Below are 24,914 nucleotides of genomic sequence, written 5' to 3'. Positions count from 1 at the left end.
CCCTATTCCCTATTTTCTATTCCCTCTTAACTGTCACCTGTCACCTGTCACCTATTCCCTATTCCCTATTCTCTATTTTCTATTCCCTCTTAACTGTCACCTGTCACCTGTCACCTGTCACCTGTCACCTGTAACCTGTAACCTGTCACCTGTCACCTGTCACCTGTCACCTGTCACCTGTCACCTGTAACCTGTCACCTGTCACCTGTCACCTGTCACCTGTTCCCTGTCACCTGAATCTTATGAATTTGTCCCTGGGTATTGATTTTGGCACTTCTGGCGCAAGGGGTGTGGTAATTGATGAAGAAGGTCGCGTTTTGTCGGAAATGCGTCATTATTGGCTGGCTGAGACTGTTGATTGGGTACAATGTTGGCGAGAGGCTTTATGGAGTCTATTGGGGCAAATTCCGGGGGCTTTAAGGGGGGAAATCGGGGCGATCGCTATTAATGGGACTTCTTCTACTATTTTGCTGACTGATGGGGCTGGAGAGCCTGTGGACGCGCCGCTGTTGTACAATGATGGTCGGGGTGCGACAGCTTTAGAACGGTTGAGTTGGGTTGCTCCGGCTAATCACACTGTGTTAAGTGCTACATCTAGTCTAGCGAAACTCCTCTGGATGCAAGCATTACCTGATTTTACAAAAGCCAGATATTTATTACATCAAGCCGATTGGCTGGGGTTTCTTTTGCATGGAAAGTTAGGTATTAGCGATTACCACAACGCTTTGAAGCTGGGTTATGATGTAGAAAAATTGCAATATCCAGAATGGTTGGAACAGTTACAAATTCCCCTTCAGTTACCACAGGTCTTAGCACCGGGAACTACTATTGGTGAATTACTTCCCCGGATTGCGGCTGATTTTGGCTTTAAAGGCGATTGTTTGGTGGTTGCTGGTACGACAGATAGTATTGCGGCTTTTCTAGCCAGTGGAGCTAAATTTCCGGGGGAAGCGGTAACTTCTCTTGGTTCGACTTTGGTACTAAAACTCTTAAGTCGGCATAGAATTGAAGATGCGCGATATGGAATTTATAGCCATCGTTTAGGTGATTTGTGGTTGACTGGAGGTGCTTCTAATACGGGAGGTGCTGTTTTAAAGCATTTTTTTAGCAATGTTGAGTTAGTCAGGTTAAGTGCTGAAATTGATCCAACTCAACCCAGTGAGTTAGATTATTACCCATTATTGAAACCAGGCGATCGCTTTCCGATTAATGATCCCCAATTATTACCCAGACTAGAACCCCGTCCCGATCAAAACAAAGAATTTCTACATGGTTTATTAGAAAGTATGGCGAGAATAGAAACTAGAGGATATGAACTATTACAAAATCTAGGTGCAGATTCTTTAACTAATGTTTATACTGCTGGTGGTGGTGCGACTAATTCCACTTGGACAGCTATTCGTCAACGTTATTTAAAAGTACCAGTTGTTTCATCAATTCATAGGGAAGCAGCTTATGGAACAGCACTTTTAGCAATGGGGAAAGTACAGATTTAGTTAAAGATTCAGATACCCGACTTCTTAAAGAAGTCGGGTATCTTAGTTTATGAACTAACAGCTAATGATTTTTTACTGTAGTATTCTGTTTGCGGGTAAATGCTAATAATGGTATTTCCTACTTCAAAAAATGTTCCTGACTGTTCATTTTTAGAAAATTGCAAATGTGGGTATTTAGCCGCTAATTCATCAGCAGTTAACGCTGTAGCTGAGATTTTATTTGGTAAGAGTCCTGTCGAACCAATATAAAACACCATAGGAGAAATCTTTTCTTGATAAATTTGATCAACATAAGCTACTAACTTTTTATAAGCCGTCGTCATAGCTGCAATTAACTCTTCTCTATTGACAGATTTATGAGCGTGTTGAGTATATAATAATAACGCCAAGTTATGCTCACCAACTTTTCCGAGAATTTCTCCTACTTTTCCATTTATCTTAATTCCCAGAAAGTCATCAAAAATAGGTTTCATCAAATCATCAACCTTAGTTAGTTTCATTCTTGCAGAAATGGCTTTTTGTCGAAAAACTATATTTTGATTTAACACCATTTCCAAAGTTGGTTTCAGGAAAATCTCGCCAGTTTCTTGGTCGTAAACTTCATATCTCCGCCCTAAAAACTGGTTAGCGGCATATAATTTACTCAAGTTGAGAATATCCTGATTACCAAACTCGATTTTATGACTAATATGAGAGTCAATAGTTTCTGAATATTCCTGAGTGGTAGGAAAATTTAGATAGAGATTTTTCGATAAATAATGTTGTTTTAATTCCTCTACTTGGTTACTCACAAATAATTCTGATTGATGACGTAAGCAAGCAGACAAAATACTCGTAATCACCTTAATTTCTGCTAATTGCGTAAATAACCCATCAATATTGCCAAAATTGATATTAACAGGAACTAATGGTAAATTATCTAATTGGATTTGATATTCACAATCAAATTCAAACTTATCAGCAATAATCACACCTTTAGATTGCAATAAATCAAATACTTTTTTGTTGCTGATTTTAATATTTAAAGTAGAAACATGAACTTTACCATCTTTGACAATGGTATAATTGTTGAAATTATGCAAATCATGAGCCAGCAAACCTGCAATCTCAATAATAGGAGTATGATCTTCCCCCTTTACCAGTTTAACTTTCCGCTTCACTAACATATTAATAGTAGCGGTATTGCGATTTATAGCAAATACACCCATTTGCACAAAATCACCAGCATAAATATCTTCAGTTTGTAAACTAGGAGAAATTAAATCACCATTAATATCTCTAACACCTCTCACAAATTTAATCCCAGTTCGCTGGTAATCTTCCTTTAACTTATATAAATTCAAAATGATATGTTGACGATATTCAGATAAAATTTGGATAAGTTCTAACAGAGAAATTTGGTGATTTAACTTCGACATAAAACCCCCTAACTTTTATCAATTAAAAACCGGATTTCCCTCTCCGCGCCTCTGCGTCTCCCTTCGGGTTCACCAGTCGCCTACGGAGGGAAACCCTTCTACAGCGCTGGTTCACTGCGTGAGAAAAATCCCTCTTTTCCTCAATATAGTATATTTGTACTAAAAAGTCAACTTATCCAAATCAAGACTAAAATAAAAATAGCTTTACAATTCTTCATAATTAAAACAAAACAATGGCGCGAGATTTACGGGGATTCATGAAAATTCTAGAAGAAAGAGGACAATTGAAGCGAATTTCAGCTTTGGTTGACCCAGATATGGAAATTGCGGAGATTTCCAACCGAATGCTGCGAAAAGGTGGTCCAGGCTTACTATTCGAGAATGTCAAAGGTGCATCTTTTCCCGTCGCAGTTAACTTAATGGGGACTGTGGAAAGGATATGCTGGGCGATGAACATGGAAAAACCAGAGGAGTTGGAAACCCTGGGAAAGAAGCTAAGTATGCTTCAGCAACCCAAACCACCGAAAAAGATTTCCCAAGCTATAGACTTTGGTAAAGTGCTGTTTGACGTGGTGAAAGCTAAACCGGGAAGGGACTTTTTTCCGCCTTGTCAACAGGTGGTAGTTGCTGGAAATGATTTAGACTTAAATAAGTTACCTTTAATACGTCCTTATCCGGGAGATGCTGGCAAGATTATTACGCTAGGATTGGTAATTACTAAGGATTGTGAGACGGGAATCCCCAATGTAGGCGTATATCGTTTACAGTTACAGTCTAAGAATACTATGACTGTACATTGGCTATCGGTGCGGGGTGGTGCGAGACATTTACGCAAAGCGGCAGAACGTGGTAAAAAGTTAGAGGTGGCGATCGCTCTGGGTGTAGATCCTTTAATCATTATGGCAGCAGCCACACCCATTCCTGTAGATTTATCAGAATGGTTATTTGCTGGATTGTATGGCGGTTCGGGAGTCAACTTAGCCAGGTGTAAAACTGTAGATTTGGAAGTTCCCGCAGATTCCGAATTTGTTTTAGAAGGGACAATTACACCAGGGGAAGTTTTACCGGATGGACCCTTTGGCGACCACATGGGATATTATGGCGGTGTGGAGGATTCCCCTTTGGTGCGGTTTCAGTGTATGACACACCGCAAAAATCCCATTTATCTGACCACATTTAGCGGGTTGCCACCGAAAGAAGAAGCCATGATGGCGATCGCTCTTAACCGCATTTACACCCCTATTCTACGACAACAAGTATCAGAAATAGTTGATTTCTTCCTGCCAATGGAAGCGTTAAGTTACAAAGCCGCAATTATTTCCATAGATAAAGCCTATCCTGGACAAGCACGGCGAGCAGCTTTAGCGTTTTGGAGTGCGTTACCACAATTTACTTACACTAAATTTGTGATTGTTGTTGATAAAGATATCAATGTTCGTGATCCCCGTCAAGTTGTTTGGGCAATCAGTTCCAAAGTTGATCCTACCAGAGATGTATTTATATTACCAAACACTCCCTTTGATACTTTAGATTTTGCTAGTGAAAAATTAGGTTTAGGTGGGAGAATGGGCATAGATGCCACTACAAAAATTCCTCCAGAAACAGAACATGAATGGGGTGAACCATTAAAATCAGATCCCAATGTTGCGGAAATGGTAGAAAGACGTTGGCAAGAATATGGTTTAGCAGATTTACAATTAGGAGAAGTTGATCCTAATTTATTTGGTTATGACATGAAGTAATACCCACGCTTTCCCTTCTTTATCGGGAGGGGAGTGTGACTTTAAGATTAAAAATTTGCAACCCATAATTCAATTTGATGATCATGTATCGAAAGCTGATAATATACAAAAAATCACAGAATATAACAGTTAACTAATTATGTCCAATTTAACAACAATCACTCAACTGCAAAAGATTATTTTCTCGATATTCCTAACGTTAATTCTGAGTTTCATAATTCCTGCAACTGCTTTGGCTTCTAGCATAGGAATTGAGTCAGGTAATCTTAGTTCTTGTCCAGTTTCTCCTAATTGTGTTGTCAGTCAAAATGCTGATGCTAAACACGCTATTGAGCCGATTACCTATCATATAGAACGAGATCAAGCGAGAGAAACTTTACTAAAAGTTCTCACTGTTGTTCCCCGCACCACAATTGTATCACAAACAGATAATTATATTCATGCAATTTCTAAAAGTCGCATTTTTAAGTTTGTGGATGATGTGGAATTTTATTTTCCTAGCGATAAATCAGTCATTCATATCCGTTCTGCATCTCGTGTAGGAGATTCTGATTTTGGTGTCAACCGCAGACGTTTAGAACAAATTCGGTTAGCTTTACAGGATTTGAATATTTAATTATTGTCTGATAGCGTAGCGTGGCGCAAGCCATATCAGGATTTCCAGGATTTAAGGATTAACAGGATGAGAATAGAGATTTTATTATCGGCGTTGGTGAATGAAAGTATGAATTGATCTGACGCAGAGGCGCAGAGAGGAAGAGTTTGAGAAATGGAATTTTTGATTTTCGTATCTTGATTCAGCAACGCCAGATTTTATTACCAATTACCAATTACCAATTCTCTATTCTCTATTTCCCAGGGCAAAAACACTCCCCACAACAAAACCTCCAAGATGCGCCCAATAAGCGACTCCTCCCGTTTCTACACTCATTTTAGCTGCGGCTTGGAGACTGGCAAAACCAGCAATGAGATTTTGTATAAAGAAAATACCAATAATTACTAATGCGGGAATATTAATTGTGGTGATGAAAAAACCGAGGAAGACTAAAGTGGTAATTCTGGCTTGAGGAAACCAGATTAAATATGCACCTAAAACTCCAGAAATTGCCCCACTTGCACCCAAGGAAGGAATAGGAGAGTACATGCCAATAAACCATTGACATAAAGCAGCTATAGCACCACAGGTTAAATAAAACAATAGATATTTAAAATGCCCTAAGCGGTCTTCAATATTGTTACCAAATACCCACAGATAGACCATATTGGATATTAAGTGCCACCAACCTCCATGCAAAAATTGCGAGGTAAATAAGGTTGTCCACTCTCCACTCCAGTTGATGGTTAATTCTTGCGGTATTACAGCATACAATTGGAAAAATTGTTCTAGTTGTAAATTCGACAAACTTATTTCATGGAGAAAAACTAGAATATTCATGCCAATTAAACCATAGGTAAAATATGGCGTAATTCGGGTCGGGTTTTCATCGTAGAGGGGAAACACAAATGTCGTCAATATTTAAATGTATATCTAAAGTTAATCATAATAATTTCGGTTCTACCACTCTCCTTCTGGAAAAGAATATTAATTTACGGGAGAAGTCAGGAGTTACTGAATCAGGAGTCAGAAATAAAACTGGCTTTGTGTATAGGTTTCAATTTAGATTCTGTACCTTCTAAGTAGGTGAACACAATAAAACCAATCTGTGTAAGGAAAAGTAAAATCGCCCAAACCCTCTTCACTCTTGCCTTGCCATAACGACGATTTTCAATACTAACCTACTTAACTACGCCATTTACTGTAATTTGTGTGAGTTTAGTTGTATCAAGACCCAAAGTTAATAGAGTTTTGCCGAGTTCGACATAAGATAATTTGTCGAAAACTCGCCATGAGTCTCAAACCCTTATGATCTCGTTGAAAAAATCATAACTCCGTTAGCGTAGCGTCTCCGAAGGAGAAACTCCTAACACCGAACTCAGGTAGGATAAGATGTTGTGGGTGGACTACAACATGATCATCTCATAGATCGCTCTTGGATGAATGGTTTCAAAGAGAATTTGTGTTTTCAAGAAATAGAATAAGGACCGTGAAATACTATCAACAACATCCTAACGCCTTTCCTCTTCAATATCTCCAGGACTTATGGGGAGAAATCCAAGCTTGTCCATATTTTGCTATTAATAACCTCAACCGGGATTTTATCAATACTAAAGGCTTTTCAGTGGTATTTCAGCGTCAGGGTTTAGGAGAAGTTATTCAAAAATTCCCCTATTTTAAGCCTTATTTGGATTTGGCACTTTTACCTAATTGTAATGCTTTTTATCTGAATCCTTTATTACTCAAAGCGGGTTCTCGCGTTGACCCCCATATTGATCGGTCTTTGCGTTCCTATTGTAAAACCGTTGAACCACCTGCATTTGTCAGCGTGCTTTATGTGCGCGTACCAGAGGACATGGAGGGAGGTGAATTGATGCTAAAATCGCAAAAACGCCAAGTAGGACAAATTAAACCCCAAACCAATTCTTTAATTTACTTTCAGGGTGATTTAACTCATTCTGTAAATGCAGTAACAACTGTAGGGAATCGTTTAAGTCTTGTGTGTGAACAGTATTGTTTGACTGAAGATGAACTTGAGGAAATACCCAAGTTTACATTAGAATCTAGGGCTAATCAAGGGAATGGGAAAAAACAAAGGAAGTAAGTTACAGAAAATTCTGATAAATGAGAAAATAGTATTCTTGTATTTATTCATTAGCAAAAAGGTCTAACTGTGTTTGTTTAATTTCACTTTGTTTTTCGGCAGAGTTTCCGGTATCCGTAAAGGCGACGACAGCCGAATAAAAGCTAGAATTAAACAGAAGCTTGAACAATTCAGCCCTACAGATGGTACACTTCCAGCTTATATCGTGGTAGTTGAATTTAGTAATCCTTTAGCATTCATAGTAAAAAAATGAGTCAGATTCAAGAGTTACATCAACAAGCTATGGATTTAGCAGAAATGGCACAAGTTGCTAAACTCAAAAGTAACTTAGATTTAGCTTCCCAATTATCCCGACAAGCATTTGAAAAAGAAAGATTAGCAGCAGAATTAATCACAAATGATTTTGCAGCAGAACCAACCCGTCCAATATTGTATCGTAGTGCTGCAACCTTAGCAATTGACTGTGGAGAAATTCACAGCGCCGAACATTTAATTGCAGTTGCTTTATCAGGAAATCCACCAATTGAAATTGCGGAAGAACTCAAGGACTTATTTGTACAAATCAATATTCATAAATATTTTGCCCGTCGAGGTATTGTATTTGATGAGGCTAAACTTCATATTTTTAGCTAGGAATTAGCAATTATTAAACAAGAGCAATAGTCTGAATAAAGTCAGTTATTTATTAATATCCCCCGATAATAAATCGGGGGTTTTAAACATTTAACCAACAGAAATTATCTGTGGTTGAGTTGCTACCTTTTCCATAGCTGTGAAAACTTCTTTTCTAGCCCATTTATCTGCTGCCAAAATGTCATCTAAGGAGGGATTTTGTTTGTTATCATTTTGATGGCGATCGCACACAAATTCAATACACCGAGCAATATCCAAATAGTGAATTTTCTCATCTAAAAATAACGCCACAGCTTGTTCATTAGCCGCATTCAACACCGCCGGCATAGAACCACCAGCCCTTCCCGCAGCATAAGCCAAACCCATGCAAGGATATTTTTGATGATCTGGTTCACGGAAAGTTAAATCACCAGATTTCACTAAATTTAATCTTTCCCAATTAGTGTAAACTCGCTCTGGCCAAGATAAAGCATAAAGCAAAGGTAAACGCATATCCGGCCAACCAAGTTGAGCCAAAACAGAAGTATCTTGTAATTCTATTAACGAGTGAATAATACTTTGAGGATGAATGACAATTTCGATGTTATCGTAATCTACACCAAACAAATAATGAGCCTCAATTACTTCCAAACCCTTATTCATCAAAGTTGCCGAATCTACCGTAATTTTTCGCCCCATTGACCAATTAGGATGTTTAATAGCATCAGCAACCTTTACCTCTGCTAACTTGTCCACAGGCCAATCTCGAAAAGCACCACCAGAAGCAGTTAGTAAGATCTTTCTTAAACCATCTTTAGGAACACCTTGCAAACATTGAAAAATAGCCGAATGTTCGGAGTCTGCTGGTAATATTTTCACTCCATGTTTTGTTACCAAAGGTAACACCACAGGAGCGCCAGCAATGATAGTTTCCTTATTTGCTAAAGCAATATCTTTGCCCGCTTCAATAGCTGCAATGGTCGGCAGTAACCCCGCACAACCAACAATACCAGTAACAACCGTCTGAGAATCGCCATAACGGGCAACTTCTATCACTCCCGCTTCCCCAGCCAGTAAAATGGGTTGAGGATTTAAGTCTTTAATGGCTTCTTTGAGTTCCGGTAACTTTTCAGCAGCAGAAATGGCGGCAATTTGGGGACGAAACTGGCGAATTTGCGCCGCGAATAGCTCCACATTCCGTCCAGCAGCCAATCCGACAATGCGGAATTTATCGGGGTGTTCAGAGACGATATCTAAGGTTTGAGTCCCAATTGAGCCAGTAGAACCAAGTAAAGTAATAGCTTTCACAATTTTTTAAGGATTAACAGATAATTCCAACTATAAATGGCTTGGGACTCGTTGATAAGAGCAATTCCGACAATCAATTAACTCCAATCAAAACTTTTGCTATTTTGGACATAAATGCGTAACATTACTTAAAACTCACCTTGTCATCACCTCAGAATCAGAAAAAAGCAGAAGCCTATGGTTAAAGCGCAAATGGCGATATCTACACTCACCACAGCGATCGCCAAATTTATCTGGACATATGATTTCTTGTTTCCTGCGTCTATGTGGCTTGTAAGTCGCATATTTATTTGGACTGCTATGTTATTGATTGCCCCCCATTTACCAGCATTACAAGATGGCATTACGCCCCATTTTGGCTGGGGGGTTTTTGATGCTTGGGATAGTGTCCATTATCGAGCAATATCCACTGAAGGTTACGAATTTGTTGATGATGGGAAACAACATAATCTGGCATTTTTTCCCCTGTTTCCTGTCAGCATTTTTATTTTCATGAAATTCGGTTTTTCATTTGAAATAGCCGGATTAATTATCAATAATTTGGCATTTCTAGGAACACTTTATTGCTTATATTCCTGGGTAAAAAAACAATGTGGCATCAGTGCAGCCCATTGGACAATTGCTGTTATGGCTTACTGTCCTATGTCTCTATTTACAGCAGTAATTTATACAGAAGGTTTGTATTTGTTATTGAGTACAATGGCTTTACGTGCCTTTGATCAAAAACAATATGTTTGGACAGCAATTTGTGGGGCAATGGCCACAGCAACACGCCCGACAGGTATGGCATTAATTTCCGCATTTTTAATTACAGCTTGGAAACAAAATAAACCACCAATTGCCTACATTGCAAGTCTATTATCTGCTACAGGTTTATTACTATTTAGTGTGTATTGTCAGCTAAACTTTCATGATTTTCTAGCCTTTATTACTGCACAAAAAGGATGGCGGCCTTCCTTCGGTTTTGATTGGGAAGGTTGGTTAAATATGTTCATGCAAATTCCCTTTGGCAACAATTGGTATTTTGGTTGGGTTGAGAATGATCAAGGCGGAATTAAAGACTTTTGGTATCCGCTATTTTTTAGTTTAATTGTGATTAGTTCTTGTTGTTTATTGTATTGGCGGAAATATTTCAAGCCATTGATATTCTATACTGGTTATGCGACAATCATATTATCATTAATAATTGCTGATCAGGGATTAATAAATAATTTGCTTAACGTATCTATGATATTAGGTAGTAGTTACCTTTTATGGTATTTCCGTCAGCAACTAACTCCAGTCATGGTAGCTTATGGTTTTTGTGGTATTGCTTTACTTTTAGCCTCTGGTGGGACAATTTCTTTAAGTCGTCTTGCTTATGGAATTGTTCCTCTAAATATAGCTATAGGTGTCTGTTTATCTCGTTATCCCCGTCAAGCTTATTTAGTTATGGGTTTGTTTATTACCTTACTTGGTAAATTAGCAATAGGTTTTGCTCAAGAAATTTGGGTAGGATAGGGGAAAATAAGTAGTGAGACAGAATTAATTACACAATGTCATTGGTTCATCTGCAATAATAATCACATCTGGATAAGTGTATATTAATCTTTGGGGTATCCATAGACGCATATCACTGTTAAAAACCTCATATTTGCCTTGTTGTCTAAAGGCAAAATTCAGCGTAGCGTAAAAATTACCTGTAATCCGGTTATGATTTATAGATGCACCAGCCGTAGGAATTATTTGTCCGTCAATGTATTCGCTTTTATACTCAGCAGTGGCTTCTAATTCCAGATATTCTTCTGGGGTGTAATATTGCTTTGCTATTAATTGCATATTTTTGATCAGAAAGCGATGTTTGCTAGTTTAACATATCAGTAATAATTATTGATTAAGTTTTTATCTATTAAATTCCTAATACTTTTCATCTGTTGCATTAGAAATGCAACCAAAGTATGGTAAGTTTTAATACGTTGGCAATAGTAAACTTTTTACTAAATAGATCAATAATAGTACGGTATTTCCTATTTTTCTTAAAGTAAAATTTACAAAGATAAAAATATCATAATTAATAATCATGAATAATTCACACAAAACATTATTGAAGTCAATAAAAGATAATTTTTATCATATATTAATTCCCAGATATTTGGCAATTGGTATTATATTTGCTGTAATAATCAGATTAGTTTGTGTTCCCAATAAATCAGTAGATTATAAATATTTTTTAGATCCTTGGTATGATTTTATCGCCTCTCATGGCGGATTTAGTGCCTTGAAATATGGATTTGCTGATTATACACCTGCCTATCTTTACTGGCTTTTGATTGCTTCTACCTTGCTTTCTGGATTACCAAAAATTCTGGCAATCAAACTTTTTGCCATGACTATTGACTTTATTTGTGCATTTTTTACTTATAAAATTGTCAAACTTAAATATCCTGTGGGTAAAATGGCAAATTGGGCTTTTTTAGCCGTTATCTTAAGTCCCACTGTAATTTATAATAGTTCCCTTTGGGGACAATGTGATGTGATATATACCACAGGATTAATTGCTTGTGTTTACTTTTTATCTATTCACAAACAAATTCCCGCATTAATGAGTTTTGGTCTGGCACTTTCGTTTAAATTACAAGCGATGTTTTTAGCACCTTTGTTGTTAACTTTATTGATTAAAAAAAGAATATCTTGGTTCTATTTACCAATAATTCTCCTAACATATCTGGTGGCAATGTTGCCAGCTTGGATTGCTGGTAGACCAATTACAGAATTACTATTAGTCTATTTTGAACAATCTAATAAATATAAAGAACTAGCTAAAAATGTCCCTAATCTTTATCAATGGATTCCTAACGATTTTTATAGTATTTTTGTGCCGATAGGGTTAATGTTAACTGTAGCTGCCATATTTTTGTTAGCATATCTTGTTTATAGCAGTAAACTAGAAATTACTCAAGATAGACTGATATATTTAGCAACAATATCAGTATTTTTTATGCCATATTTATTGCCAAAAATGCACGAAAGATATTTTTATCCTACAGATATTTTGTCTATTATCTTTGCTTTTTACTTTCCTCAATATCGTTGGGTAGCAATATCGGTACAACTGGCATCATTTGTTAGTTACTTGGGAACTCCTATATATATTCAATTGTTTTCTATTCCTTTAGGTTTTACCCTTTGGTTTATTGTGCGAAATTGTGATATGATCTACCAGAAATCAAAATCTGATTTTTTCTTAAACATCAATAAATAATCAATTCTAATGTGGAAAAATTAATAGCCAAAAATAATATTTCTTTAATTATTGGTATTAGTGCCTTAATTTTATTAGCAGCTAGTATTATTCGGCATGAGTTATTTAATTCATCTGGAGATTTAGCATTTTTTGATCAAACAGTTTACCTAATTAGTCAGGGAAAATTGCCAATTTCCTCTGTACTTGGTTTTCATGTTTTGGCTGATCATGCTGCTTGGATTTTGTACCCTATAGCTTTACTATATAAAATATATCCTAGTGTCTATTGGTTATTTGCAGTTCAGTCTGCTGCTTTGTCTCTAGGTGCTTGTTCTACATATTTACTCGCATTACAAGCAGGGTTGAAAGACAATCAAGCAATAGCAATCGTAGCTGTTTACCTACTATATCCAGTCCTATATAACAGCAATTTGTGTGATTTTCATCCAGATACTCTTGCCGTTCCTGCACTTTTGACAGCAGTTTTAAACGCAAGAACCAACAAAACATTTTGGTTTTGTATAAATGTTTTGGTAGTATTGGGATGTAAGGCTGTACTGTCCTTGACAGTAGTAGCTATGGGCGTTTGGTTACTACTATTTGAAAAGCGACGTTTGTACGGTGTCATAGCTATTATTAGTGGTTTAGCATGGTTTGTAATTGCTAACAAAATCATTATTCCTGTTTTCGGTAGCGAAGCAGCATTAGTCAGCCGACATTTTTATCGCTATAGCTATTTAGGAAATTCACTTTCGGAAACATTACAAATTATCCTATTTCAACCTCAAATTATTATTAGCAACATTTTATCGTCTATAAATTTAGAATATTTGTCTTTTTTATTAGTACCTGTCATCTGGGGTTTAATACCCAAATACATGACACCATTAATAGGTGCAATTCCTTGTTTAGCACTAAATATACTTGCTGATCATCCTTCACAAAAAAACGTAATTTTACATTATTCTTTGCCAGCAATTCCATTCATAATGTTAGCATTAATTGCTAGTATTGCAGCAGATAAAGCATGGATAAAACAAAAAAGAGTAATTTTTTTATGGTCTCTAATTTGGTTTTTGATTTTAGGTAAATGGGGTTTCTTTATTTCCAAATATCTTCATTCTGTAGATAATTTGCAAGCTACTAAAAAAGCAATATCTTTAGTAAAAACTCAAGATAGCGTGTTAACTACAGATGTAATTACTCCACATTTAACCCATAGACAACAGATTAGTTTTAAATATAAACTCGATGAGTTGAATAATTTTCATTATATATTACTTAATATCCGCCATCCTGGTTGGGCGGCAACGGCAGAAGATTATGATAATTTGGTTAAGGAATTACAAAAAAATTCTGATTTTAATTTGAAATATCAACGTGATGATGTATACCTCTTTGTAGATAGAAAAATTACTACCCCGCTGACGGACTAGGTAATTTTCCAAGATTTAAGCTTATACTCAAAGCGGCTTGATTGTTTGATTATAAAGCCAAACTCCTATATATCTAAGTTCTTTGTCATTTCGCAAAGGTTTATATACTAACCGCGTCTAGTACAATCGGGTTTGCCGCCACCGCTGTTTAACATTTTAGACTCTCTTGCCACCCATTTATATAGTACATAAGTTCTATTTTAGCTAATTGACCACCATCTCAAAAATTCATCCCTAAGATTCTTTGATCCCCCTTTATCAGTTGTTACATACAGTCCTAAACTGTAGATGAGAGTGAAAGGCAGTTGGGAGAAATTTTGTGAAAAAAGTTTTAGCAATTATTCTGGGTGGGGGTGCGGGTACCCGGCTTTATCCGTTAACTAAACTCCGCGCCAAACCAGCAGTACCAGTAGCAGGGAAATATCGTCTCATAGATATACCTGTTAGCAACTGCATCAATTCCGAAATATTCAAAATCTACGTCCTGACTCAATTTAACTCAGCCTCTCTGAATCGTCACATCGCCCGTGCTTACAACTTCAGTGGGTTTAGCGATGGGTTTGTGGAAGTGTTAGCAGCACAACAAACCCCAGAAAACCCCAACTGGTTCCAAGGTACGGCTGATGCTGTGCGTCAGTACATCTGGATGTTACAAGAGTGGGATGTAGAAGAATTTCTGATTCTTTCCGGTGATCACCTTTACCGCATGGATTACCGACAATTTATCCAGCGTCACAGAGATACCAATGCTGATATTACACTTTCTGTAATTCCTATGGATGATCGTCGCGCCTCAGACTTTGGCTTGATGAAAATTAATGATTCAGGTAGGGTAATTGACTTTAGCGAAAAACCCAAAGGTGAAGCTTTAGCACAAATGCGTGTTGATACCACCATCTTGGGGCTGACAAAGGAACAAGCTGCATTACAGCCATATATCGCCTCAATGGGGATTTATGTCTTTAAAAAAGATGTTTTGATTAAGTTGCTAAAAGAATCTTTAGAACGGACTGATTTTGGTAAGGAAATTATTCCTGACGCAGCGAAGGATCACAACGTCCAAGCTTTCTTATTTGACGACTATTGGGAAGATATTGGGACAATTGAATCTTTTTATGAGGCTAATTTAGCCCTGACTAAGCAACCCCTACCTCCTTTTAGTTTCTACGATGAAGCAGCACCAATTTATACTCGCGCTCGTTACTTACCCCCCTCTAAACTGTTGAACTGCCAAATCACAGAATCCATGATTGGCGACGGCTGTATTTTGAAAGATTGTCGGATTCAACATTCAGTTTTAGGAGTGCGATCGCGGATAGAATCAGGATCGATAATCGAAGAAACCCTGATCATGGGTGCTGACTATTACCAACCATCTGTTGAAAGACAATGCAGTTTAGAGCAAAATGATGTTCCTGTTGGTATTGGTACGGACACCATTATTCGCCGTGCCATTATTGATAAAAATGCCCGCATCGGTAACAATGTGAAAATTATCAATAAAGACAACATCCAAGAAGCAGAAAGAGAAAAGCAAGGCTTTTACATCCGTAGCGGCATTGTCGTTGTTCTCAAAAATGCTTTAATTCCTGATGGCACAATTATTTAGTTAGTAGTGATTGGTAATTGGTAATTGGTAATTGGTAATTGGTAATTGGATGATTTATCTTTCTTGTTCCCTGTTCCCTGTTCCCTATTCCCTATGACTAAATTAATTTTGCTAATTGGTCTTCCTGGTAGCGGTAAATCAACCCTAGCAAAACAATTATTGACAGAATGCCCTCAGATGCAGCTAATTTCCACAGATGCTATCCGAGGGCAGCTTTTTGGCTCAGAAGCAATTCAAGGACCATGGCCGCTAATTTGGCGGGAACTGGAACGACAATTACAACAAGCCATAGCTGCGGATCAACAAGTGATTTTTGATGCTACCAACGCCCAAAGGAAAAATCGTCGGGAAGTAATTACCCTCGCCCGTGATTATGGCTTTAGTTATATTATGGGGGTTTGGGTAAAAACTCCAGTTTGGCTATGTTTGGCCCGAAATCAAAGACGGATTCGCCAAGTTCCCCAAGATATAATTCTCCGAATGCACCGTCAACTCCAGGATGCTCCCCCTAGTGTAGAAGAAGGAATAGATGAGCTTATATTCTTTTAATTATAGCAGACCTGAGTTCGGTGTTAGGAGTTCGGAATTCGGAGTTTCTCCTTCGGAGACGCTACGCGAACGGAGTTATGATTTTTTCAACGAGATCATAAGGGTTTGAGACTCATACTTGGGGCAGTTTTCCACAAACTATCTTATGTCGAACTCAGGTATAGCAGAAGTACGGGAATTGCGATCGCCCATTCAGCAAGAACCACACTTGATCATAGGAATGATTTGTTAGTCTAATGTCAGGGTCTTTTTATCTGAGATTAGACCAAATAAAAGTTAGAAAAAACATCACGTAAACTTATATAGGAGGCTAGTAGATGGCTGCAACCGACTTTAAAGACTATTATGCAATGTTAGGAATTAGTAAAACCGCCACTTCAGAAGAAATTAAACAAGCTTTTCGCAAACTAGCCCGTAAATTTCATCCTGATGTTAACCCCAATAACAAACAGGCGGAAGCCAAATTTAAAGAAGTTAATGAAGCCTACGAAGTATTATCAGACCCAGATAAACGCAAAAAATACGATCAATTTGGTCAATATTGGAAACAAGCCGGTCAAGGTTTTCCCGGTGGTGGTCCTGGGGATATGGGCGGAGTTGATTTTGGTCAATACGGCAGTTTTAATGACTTCTTAAACGAATTATTTGGTGGTGCAGGTCCTGGCAGCGGACGACAAAGTTACTCTTATCGGACTCCTCCCAGCAGACCAGGTGGCGGTTTTAACGATTTTGGTTTTCCAGATAGCGGTATTGGCGGCACACAAGATACAGAAGCTGTAATTATTTTAACTTTTGCAGAAGCATTTTCCGGTATTCAAAAACGGTTTAGTTTAGGAAACGAAACTATTGATGTGCGTATTCCTGGTGGTGCTAAAACTGGGACTCGTTTACGGGTGAAAGGAAAAGGCCAAATTAACCCCATGAGTCAACAACGGGGAGATTTATACTTAAAGGTAGAATTACAACCCCATACTTTTTTCCAAATAGAAGGGGACAATCTGGTTTGCGAAGTCTTAATTACCCCTGATGAAGCCACATTAGGTGCAGCCATAGATGTACCCACACCCGATGGTCATGTTAGTGTTAAGCTACCTGCGGGAGTTCGTTCTGGTCAATCTCTGCGCTTACGTGGTAAGGGCTGGCCTATAGCTAAAGGTGGACGTGGTGATCAATTTGTCAAAGTAGCGATCGCTCCCCCCAAAGACCTCACCCCCCAAGAACGAGAATGTTATGAAAAAATTCGGGCTATCCGCACTTACAACCCCCGTAGTCATTTAGCACAAGTTAAATTGTAAGAACTATTGAGAGTATTTCCTGAAAAAACAATCCAGAACTGCTATTTTGTCACCTTACAAAAAACTCTCCCCAATGTTTCACATCCTGCGCTGTAGTATTTTGCTACAGCCTTAATATTAACTTATATATATTTAAAAACTCGTAGTTAATTTAAAGAAAATATTTACTTATGTAAAGCTTGCCTTTAAAGTTACATTTCCTGTATAATCAAAAGCGTGTGGTCAATTCCTTTGTAGATATATATACAAAATAGTTAGTATTTCGTCTGAATATTTAAGTGCCTGGGCGGAAGAAAATCAAAATATATTTCGTTTTTTGAAATGACTAAAACTCAACGATAATGACCCATTGAGGTGAATTTACATATCGTTACACATTTTGGTTATTTCACATCCACCTACTTAATTCAGTCAAATTCAAAAACTATCTTGTATAGCTGTATACAGGAGAATGAATTTTTGCCACTGCATAACATCTTGTGAGGAGTGATATTTTGAAGATGAAAAAGCATTCTCTTATACTAATTAATCACTACAAACGCTTTTGCTACTTGGGTTTATTGCTAACCCTGCCAAGTTTGCTGATTACTACCATCATTTCAGTTAATTCCGCATCTGCGGCAGATGACATAGTAACTGAAAATCAGCCCAGTGAACTAATCACAGATAAAGTAGTCACAGCCGCAAAATTAGAACCAAAGGTTGAATCTATTTCTGAGCAACAACAACCACAACTAATTGCACAAACAGCGGACAGCAATCCGGATGATATTAATAAAATCCGCCAAGAGCTACTAGTTGAACCCCTCATCAAACTCAAAATAGCACAACCTAAGCCAACCTACCCACCTGGACTCAGTTTTGCTGCTCCCAGTGCCTTCGGCGCTAACATGGGTGATGCGTTTGTGGGAGCATCAGCAGCAACCGCTGGTAACAGGGGTAACTCTATAAATGACATAGACGCGAGTACCAGCATTGGTTTTGGTTTAGGGAATTCCCAAAAACTAGTTGGTCTAGAATTATCCTTCAACAACGGTAGTGTCAAAAACTTTGGTGCTAATGGCACCTTTGACTTAAAAGCTCACCGCATTGTCTACGCTAAAGGAACCAATCAAGTTGGTGTAGCTGCAGGCTGGAAAGCCTTTGCCCAGTATCAGACTGAAGCCAGTAGTGAAGAAATCAGGCCTTCCAGCGTCTATGGTGTGGTGACAACTTACTCTCTTTTAAGGCCTAATGATGCTGTGAATAAAATGCCCGTCTCATTCTCTCTGGGGGTTGGAGGTGGTGACTTTAGGCAAGGTAACGCCAGTACTGGTGTATTTGCTGGAGCAGGTGTGCAAGTTCATCCCCAAATCGGTGTGGGCTTTGGCTGGAGTGGGGTTGGCTTAAACCTTGGTGCTTCCTTCGTGCCTATGCCTACGTTACCCTTAACAATTACAGTCCAAGGTGCGGATCTCACAGATAACAGTGTAGGCGGCACAACATTTGCGCTAAGTATAGGTTATGGTTTCAATTTCTTGCCTAAATAGGGCTTGCTGATAGAGTAGCGTGGCGATAAACCTGAAACCCTTGTATATAAAAATTTCAAGGGATATTAGAGCCAAAAAATATCCAGGGAATCAGTGACTATAGCATCAATTGTCAAACAGTTCCATATTTTAGATAATCATCATGTTGAAAACCAGAAATCTCATTTTTGCCCTCAGCTTGAGTCCTCTGCTGTTATTTGCTTGGCAGTTACCAAACAAAGCCCAGAGTTTCAGTCCCAGTAAAGGTACAGCCGGTGTTGATGCTGGCGCTGCTACTAGTGCTTCACAAACTAGTGGTTTTTCCGTGCCAACCACAACGACAACAACACCGACAACAACAACGATAGGAGGAACAACAACACCAGCAGTAACAGCAACAACAGCAACAGGAACTTCTATCACCATTCCTATCATAACTGGTGTTTCCGCCACCATTACAACTGGTGTTTCCACAGCAGGTACTCTGTCGGCGGTTAGTACCACTGGTGGCACAACTACAGGAGGAGGTGACACAACTACAGGAGGAGGTGACACAACTACCGCATCATCTACAGTTCCCGTTTCAGCAGCGACCGTAGAATCAACTTCATCTAGCGTCACTGTAACAGACAGTGCAACGGGGAACACTATTGTGATCACTCTGGCTCCACAAGTCCAGGTTACTGTGAATCAGTTGGCTGCTGCTATTGTTCAGACTCTTAGCACAGCAGGTGGTGGTACTGCTGTAGGTGGTGGCGGTGCTGCTGCTGGCGGTGGTGATGCTGGTGGTGGTGCTGTTGCTGGCGGTGGTGGTGATGCTGGTGGTGGTGCTGCTGCTGGCGGTGGTGATACTGCTGGAGGTGGTGGTGATGCTGCTGGAGGTGGTGGTGATACTGCTGGAGGTGGTGGTGATACTGCTGGAGGTGGTGGTGATACTGCTGCTGGAGGTGGTGATACTGCTGCTGTTGGTTCACTGCTTACAGGCGGTGCTGGGTCACAACAGGCTGCGGTAGCTCTGACAAACAGTCTCACTGCTGCGGGTATTTCTCCACAACTAGCAACAGCACTAGTCACATCTCTCGCAGGTTTGTTTGGTTCTACTGTTTCTACTAACACTTCCTTACCAAATCAGCCCCTAGCCCAAGCAACATCAGGACAGATAATAGCAGGAACTAAAGCTCTCAAACCCGTTTATGTCATTGGTCAAAGCGGTGCTAGGCTAAGTGTAAATATCAATAAGCTGAACGATGCTATTGTTGCCTACAACGGAATTATTCTCCAAAGCGAACCTAAAGCTCTCAAGAATCTCTCTCGAAATACAGGTTTCGTCGGTATTGGTGGCATACTCAAACAATTGAGAACCGCGATCAAATAGCCTCCTGTGTCAATACTGCTCGGTTAAGCCTAAAAAGTCATTATCCGGTAGGTTGGGTTGTTCGCGTCAGCGTTGCGGAGCAATGGAACGTTCACGAAGTGTGGCGATAGCTTGCGTGGCGACGTAGGAGCCATAGCCATAACCCAACATTATCAAAAATTCTGTTGGGTTTCGCTGTCGCTTAACCGACAAGTACTGACCCGCGACCAGCTAGATTTTTTTCGTTTTATAAGAATTTCCTGAGTTGCTCAAAACGGTGATTTTGGGATTATTAACGGAAGAACGGGTGTTTTAGCAAATAACCTCGATTAAGTGTATATAAGTAATGTATATATATGACTTTAAGATTATCCTAGTATTTATGGTATAATCGTCTGTAATAAATAAATAGTGCTATGCTGAATAGACCTAAAACCGTTTATTAGTAAGGGGTTAGCAGATTTTTATCATAAAAAAGTGCAAGGTTTTAGCTGATAGTGTCTCAAAATAGTTGCATTTTTCTGTGTCGAATTTAGAAAATTGAGGATATTCACATAGCTGAAACTGTTCCCTGTTCCTTGCCCTCGCAGACAACTTGTTCAGCAAACCCTAAATAATCATCTACTCATCAAATCGAGGAGTTATTTATGAGTAATCGCTTCAGATCAAAAACCCCTTTCTTCGTGACGACATTAGCCATATCTAGCTCCCTAATTTTCACATTCCCAGTACAAGCCGAATTGCCTCCCGTTGCCCAAGTAATTTATGTTAATCCTGTTAATGGTTTAAATACTGCTGAAGATGGAACATCAGCAAACCCATATAAAACCATTACTTCCGCCCTCAGTCGAGCCAAACCAGGTACAGTTATTCAGTTATCTCCTGGCAATTATAGTAATGAATCATTCCCGATCATACTTAAACCAGGCGTAACATTACGGGGTGATGAATCCAGCAAAGGTGAGAGAGTCCTTATTTCAGGTGGTGGTGATCATATCAGTCGCATTTTTGCTAAACAGAATATTACTATCCTGGCAGATCAAGATACCACAATTGTTGGTGTCACAGTCACCAACACTAATGAAAGGGGTACGGGTGTATGGGTAGAATCAACAAACCCCACTATCATACATAATACATTTACTAGAAACTTCAGAGAAGGTGTATTTGTCACAGGCGAGGGAAATCCTCAAGTCAAAAATAACCGATTTGTGCAAAATATTGCCAACGGCATTTCCGTAACCAAATCAAGCCAGGGCGAAATTCGTAATAATCTATTTCAAAATAATGGCTTTGGTTTAGCCATTGGTGATACTTCCACACCCTCAGTCATAGAAAACCAAATCGTCCAAAACAAAGATGGTATAGTAATCACCGAATCGGCTACACCTGTAGTGCGTAAAAATGTAATTCAGAACAACACACGGGATGGTATTGTCCTCACCCGGGATGCTGCACCTGATCTGGGGACAAACGATAATCCTGGTGGTAATATCATCGGCAACAATGGTCGTTACAACCTCCAAAATGCTACCAAAAATAACACCATTTCTGCTGTTGGTAACAATTTTGATGTCTCACGGATTGTTGGTTCAGTAGAAGTAGGTAAAATTCAAACACCAACACCAAACTCTTCGCAAAGCGATAATTTATCAGTCAGTGATCCCAACATAGCACTCCTACGACAATGGGAATTAACACCCGTTTCCTGTGCCTCTGGTCGCCAAATAATTACCATCATGATGAGTGGTAAACGATACTGTGTTACACCCCAGCCTGACTTAACAGCCAGCAGTTACGAATATAATCAAGCTACTGGCGTTCTCAAAGCTTTAGCAAATTCCCCCAGCCCTGCTTCCCGGCAGCAACCTGGTGGTTTATAGGTTTCTGCATCAAATTAACATTCAAATCTACGAGGTTTTATGAAACATCAATTGAAAACAGCGATTGCAGTTGCCACCCTATCCCTATCCAGCATTTTTGCTTTGGGATCTATAGTTCAAGCTCTACCGCCAATAGATAATACTGTTGATGTTGATAATAGTAACAGGAGTACGATTCCAGATGTAGACCCGTTGGAGCAAGCGGACGCTGCAACTGAATTTACCTGCGTCCCCCAGGGTGATGGTAACGTGGCTACGGTTGGTCAGCGACCCGGTGGACAGCCAATCCCTGTCATTATTTGGACTTCAGCATCTTCAAAGTATTTTGGTGAGAAATTTACTCCTCAAGCCCGTTGCCAAATCGTGACACCAAAATTAAATCAGGCTGTAGCTGAAAGTGGTGGTAGCCTCAAGGATGTTGTGTTGATGAACGGTCAAGTCGGAAGTAAAACCGTCATTTGCGTAGTTTCTATCAATGACACTGGTTGTGATGGTAGTAATACTCTGTTTACCTTAAACTCCAGGAATGCCAAGAAGGCAGACCAAATTCTTGCCCAAATCGTGCAAATCAGTCGTGAGGGTTCCAGTGCCGGCGTAATTCGGGAAACAAAAGGTCGTGTCCAGGTTAGATTAAAGGATTTGCTAACCATGAAGGCCAAGCGTCCACTCCGGCAAACCAGAGTAAAACCTGCTGCTCAAAATAACCCCGGTGGTTTGTAATTATCAACATCCTGCTCATAAATCCTAGAGAAAACTGGACATTTACTTCAGGCAGGAACCGGAAAAGTCTCATTTCTTTTTCTTTTTAACATTTAGGAGGTCTTATGAAATATCAATTAAAAACAGCGATTGTAGTTGCCACTTTAGCCCTATCTCACATTGTTGGTTTGGGATATACGGTTCAAGCCTTACCACCAGTGGATAATACAATTGATAATAACAGTAGTACGATGCCAGATATAGACCCATCGGAGGTAGCCAATACTGGGACTCAATTTACCTGCGTATCTCAAGATGATAATAGCGTGGCTACGGTTGGTCAGCGCCCCGGTGGACAGCCAATCCCTGTCATTATCTGGACTTCAGAATCTTCAAAGTATTTTGGTGAGAAATTTACTCCTCAAGCCCGTTGCCAAATCGTGACACCGAAATTAAATCAAGCTGTAGCTGAAAGTGGTGGTAGCCTCAAGGATGTTGTGTTGATGACCGGTCGAGTTAATAAGAAAACTGTCATTTGCGTAGTTTCAGCAAATGACACTGGTTGCAATGGACGCAATACTCTGTTTACGCTGAAACCAGAAAATGCCCAGAAAGCAGACCAAGTTCTTGCCCAAATCATGCAAATCAGTCGTGAAGGTTCTAGTGCGGGTTCCGTTCGTGAGACAGAAGCTCGTGTCCAGATCAAATTAGAAGATGTGTTAACAAGCAACCGCAATCTCTCTGTTCAGCAACCGACAAAGACACCTGCTGTTAGAGATGACTCCCGTGGTTTGTAATTATTAACTCAAGTTGCTAGTTATCTGAATTAACGCGGGAAAAAGATTATGGGTAATTGATCCTGAATTCCTGAACTTCTAGTCCTCACAGATAACTTATTCAGCAACCCCCTAATTAAGCGGTTGCTGAATAAGTCTTCTAGTGAAGGGAGGTGACAGGTGCTACGCCACGGGGACAGGTGATAGTTTCAGCTATCTGTCATCCCCAAACTTTTGAGTTTATTAGGGGTAAAATGCTCCGTTTTGGTACTATCCCCCTCAAAAACCTTGCACCTATCTATTTTCCTTTTTATCAACCTCAAACCTTTGATTCATTTACGGTTTACGTTTTTTCGGCAAGCCCTAATTAGAGAAGAGATGAAATTCTGATCTTTTCCCTAATTACTAATATACAATTGGTAGGCATGATTTAATCCACATTATTTGAATGTTAATCATGTTTTCTCCCATAGCTCGTAGGTTGTTTTTAATATTTATTACGACGTTTTGTGTGATTCAGTTGTATGCCCATTCCAGCCCAGCAGTTTTAGGTGCTACATCCGATCCTGATGTTGATGTTACCGCGGCTAAAATTGCCAATCAGGTAACTGTCAGGATTTTAACTCAATCTGGTTCTGGCTCAGGGGTGGTCATTAAACGTGAAGGGCAAACTTATACAGTATTAACAAATAATCATGTAGTTGCTGATAGTCCTGAAGATGGTTATGGCATTTTGACTGCTGATGATAAGATTTACCAGGGACAACAAGTAAATGGTGTTAATACGAAGAAATTGGACTTAGCCTTGGTAAAATTTACTAGTCCACAGGATTATCAAGTAGTAAAATTGCCAAAGTCAAAAGCTATTTCTGAGGGAGAAACAGTATACGCCTCTGGTTTTCCGGCTTGGCATTTTGTCTTCAAAGGCAAGAAAATCACTAAAATGGAAGAAACCCGAAATTGGGGAGTTAAAGCCTTTCAAGTCAAGCCCGGAACTATTAAAATGCAGATTACTAAAACTCTCCCTGGAGGTTATCAATTAGGCAACACTAATGATATCTTTCAAGGGATGAGTGGGGGACCTGCCTTAAATCAGCAAGGTGAACTAATTGGTATTAATGGGCTGTTAAAGTATCCTTTTCAAGGTATTGAGGCTTTTACTTTTACCGATGGTACTATACCAAAAGAAGAAGATTATTTGCAAATGGAATCTCTCAGTTGGGCTATTCCTATTGATAATGTTCTTGCTTTTCTCCAAGAACAAGAAGTTGTCAAGGAAGATAAAACATAGTTACTAGAATTTACAA

20 protein-coding genes and 1 pseudogene are annotated in these 24,914 nt (G+C 39.1%); 17 read left to right on the top strand and 4 right to left on the bottom strand.

Features of this window, described 5'->3' with window-relative positions:
* The first annotated feature begins 242 nt into the window (after positions 1-242).
* Positions 243-1,496 (top strand): FGGY-family carbohydrate kinase, encoded by a 1,254-nt coding sequence (locus IQ226_RS15065; RefSeq protein ID WP_193896633.1) that lies wholly within the window; start codon positions 243-245, stop codon positions 1,494-1,496.
* Positions 1,497-1,543: 47 nt separating this feature from the next.
* On the opposite strand, the gene IQ226_RS15060 is transcribed toward IQ226_RS15065, so the two are convergent.
* Positions 1,544-2,914: a hypothetical protein gene (locus IQ226_RS15060; protein ID WP_193896631.1), complete on the bottom strand. Its 1,371-nt coding sequence runs from the start codon at positions 2,912-2,914 to the stop codon at positions 1,544-1,546.
* 233 nt (positions 2,915-3,147) lie between these two features.
* Here IQ226_RS15060 and IQ226_RS15055 point away from each other — a divergent pair, with 233 nt between their 5' ends.
* Both IQ226_RS15055 and IQ226_RS15050 read left to right on the top strand, forming a co-directional pair.
* The gene (locus tag IQ226_RS15055) at positions 3,148-4,656 is read left to right on the top strand and encodes a UbiD family decarboxylase (RefSeq protein WP_193896629.1); all 1,509 of its coding nucleotides are present in this window, start codon (positions 3,148-3,150) and stop codon (positions 4,654-4,656) included.
* A gap of 139 nt (positions 4,657-4,795) precedes the next feature.
* Positions 4,796-5,272: a DUF1499 domain-containing protein gene (locus tag IQ226_RS15050; protein ID WP_193896627.1), complete on the top strand. Its 477-nt coding sequence runs from the start codon at positions 4,796-4,798 to the stop codon at positions 5,270-5,272.
* A 225-nt stretch (positions 5,273-5,497) separates the two neighbouring features.
* On the opposite strand, the gene IQ226_RS15045 is transcribed toward IQ226_RS15050, so the two are convergent.
* Complete coding sequence (locus IQ226_RS15045) at positions 5,498-6,157, bottom strand: rhomboid family intramembrane serine protease (RefSeq protein WP_193896625.1); 660 nt, start codon at positions 6,155-6,157, stop codon at positions 5,498-5,500.
* A gap of 583 nt (positions 6,158-6,740) precedes the next feature.
* Here IQ226_RS15045 and IQ226_RS15040 point away from each other — a divergent pair.
* Both IQ226_RS15040 and IQ226_RS15035 read left to right on the top strand, forming a co-directional pair.
* Positions 6,741-7,355 carry a 2OG-Fe(II) oxygenase gene (locus tag IQ226_RS15040; RefSeq protein WP_193896623.1) on the top strand — a complete coding sequence of 205 codons (615 nt, stop codon included), beginning with the start codon at positions 6,741-6,743 and terminating at the stop codon, positions 7,353-7,355.
* A gap of 249 nt (positions 7,356-7,604) precedes the next feature.
* Complete coding sequence (locus tag IQ226_RS15035; RefSeq protein WP_193896621.1) at positions 7,605-7,988, top strand: hypothetical protein; 384 nt, start codon at positions 7,605-7,607, stop codon at positions 7,986-7,988.
* Positions 7,989-8,078: 90 nt separating this feature from the next.
* On the opposite strand, the gene IQ226_RS15030 is transcribed toward IQ226_RS15035, so the two are convergent.
* Complete coding sequence (locus tag IQ226_RS15030) at positions 8,079-9,275, bottom strand: 1-deoxy-D-xylulose-5-phosphate reductoisomerase (RefSeq protein ID WP_193896619.1); 1,197 nt, start codon at positions 9,273-9,275, stop codon at positions 8,079-8,081.
* Positions 9,276-9,452: 177 nt separating this feature from the next.
* On the opposite strand from IQ226_RS15030, the gene IQ226_RS15025 reads away from it, so the two are divergent.
* On the top strand, positions 9,453-10,775 hold the full coding sequence (locus IQ226_RS15025) for a hypothetical protein (RefSeq protein ID WP_193896617.1): 1,323 nt from the start codon (positions 9,453-9,455) through the stop codon (positions 10,773-10,775).
* A 42-nt stretch (positions 10,776-10,817) separates the two neighbouring features.
* Here the strand turns inward: IQ226_RS15025 and IQ226_RS15020 are convergent.
* Positions 10,818-11,093 (bottom strand): annotated as a pseudogene (locus IQ226_RS15020) (Uma2 family endonuclease); the annotation flags it as partial.
* Between the two features lie 241 nt (positions 11,094-11,334).
* Here IQ226_RS15020 and IQ226_RS15015 point away from each other — a divergent pair.
* The 11 genes from IQ226_RS15015 to IQ226_RS14965 all read left to right on the top strand — a co-directional run bounded on the left by IQ226_RS15015 (position 11,335) and on the right by IQ226_RS14965 (position 24,898).
* Positions 11,335-12,516, top strand: a complete 1,182-nt coding sequence (locus tag IQ226_RS15015) for a hypothetical protein (protein ID WP_193896615.1) — start codon at positions 11,335-11,337, stop codon at positions 12,514-12,516.
* A gap of 11 nt (positions 12,517-12,527) precedes the next feature.
* On the top strand, positions 12,528-13,934 hold the full coding sequence (locus IQ226_RS15010; RefSeq protein WP_193896613.1) for a DUF2079 domain-containing protein: 1,407 nt from the start codon (positions 12,528-12,530) through the stop codon (positions 13,932-13,934).
* 319 nt (positions 13,935-14,253) lie between these two features.
* On the top strand, positions 14,254-15,543 hold the full coding sequence (locus IQ226_RS15005; protein WP_193896611.1) for a glucose-1-phosphate adenylyltransferase: 1,290 nt from the start codon (positions 14,254-14,256) through the stop codon (positions 15,541-15,543).
* A 93-nt stretch (positions 15,544-15,636) separates the two neighbouring features.
* Positions 15,637-16,092: an AAA family ATPase gene (locus IQ226_RS15000; RefSeq protein ID WP_193896609.1), complete on the top strand. Its 456-nt coding sequence runs from the start codon at positions 15,637-15,639 to the stop codon at positions 16,090-16,092.
* A 317-nt stretch (positions 16,093-16,409) separates the two neighbouring features.
* Positions 16,410-17,387 (top strand): DnaJ C-terminal domain-containing protein, encoded by a 978-nt coding sequence (locus IQ226_RS14995; RefSeq protein WP_193896608.1) that lies wholly within the window; start codon positions 16,410-16,412, stop codon positions 17,385-17,387.
* A 500-nt stretch (positions 17,388-17,887) separates the two neighbouring features.
* Entirely contained in the window at positions 17,888-18,916 is a 1,029-nt protein-coding gene (locus tag IQ226_RS14990) for a hypothetical protein (RefSeq protein ID WP_370567154.1), read from the top strand.
* A gap of 142 nt (positions 18,917-19,058) precedes the next feature.
* Positions 19,059-20,270, top strand: a complete 1,212-nt coding sequence (locus IQ226_RS14985) for a hypothetical protein (RefSeq protein WP_193896604.1) — start codon at positions 19,059-19,061, stop codon at positions 20,268-20,270.
* Between the two features lie 626 nt (positions 20,271-20,896).
* Positions 20,897-22,132 (top strand): DUF1565 domain-containing protein, encoded by a 1,236-nt coding sequence (locus IQ226_RS14980; RefSeq protein WP_193896602.1) that lies wholly within the window; start codon positions 20,897-20,899, stop codon positions 22,130-22,132.
* Between the two features lie 39 nt (positions 22,133-22,171).
* Positions 22,172-22,852, top strand: a complete 681-nt coding sequence (locus tag IQ226_RS14975; protein ID WP_193896600.1) for a COP23 domain-containing protein — start codon at positions 22,172-22,174, stop codon at positions 22,850-22,852.
* 104 nt (positions 22,853-22,956) lie between these two features.
* Positions 22,957-23,628 (top strand): COP23 domain-containing protein, encoded by a 672-nt coding sequence (locus tag IQ226_RS14970; RefSeq protein ID WP_193896598.1) that lies wholly within the window; start codon positions 22,957-22,959, stop codon positions 23,626-23,628.
* A 436-nt stretch (positions 23,629-24,064) separates the two neighbouring features.
* The gene (locus IQ226_RS14965; RefSeq protein ID WP_193896596.1) at positions 24,065-24,898 is read left to right on the top strand and encodes a serine protease; all 834 of its coding nucleotides are present in this window, start codon (positions 24,065-24,067) and stop codon (positions 24,896-24,898) included.
* The last annotated feature ends 16 nt before the right edge of the window (positions 24,899-24,914 follow it).

The sequence above is a fragment of the Dolichospermum sp. LEGE 00240 genome (assembly GCF_015207875.1).
Lineage (GTDB): Bacteria > Cyanobacteriota > Cyanobacteriia > Cyanobacteriales > Nostocaceae > Dolichospermum > Dolichospermum gracile.
This window is presented reverse-complemented; position numbering and strand designations above follow the sequence as displayed.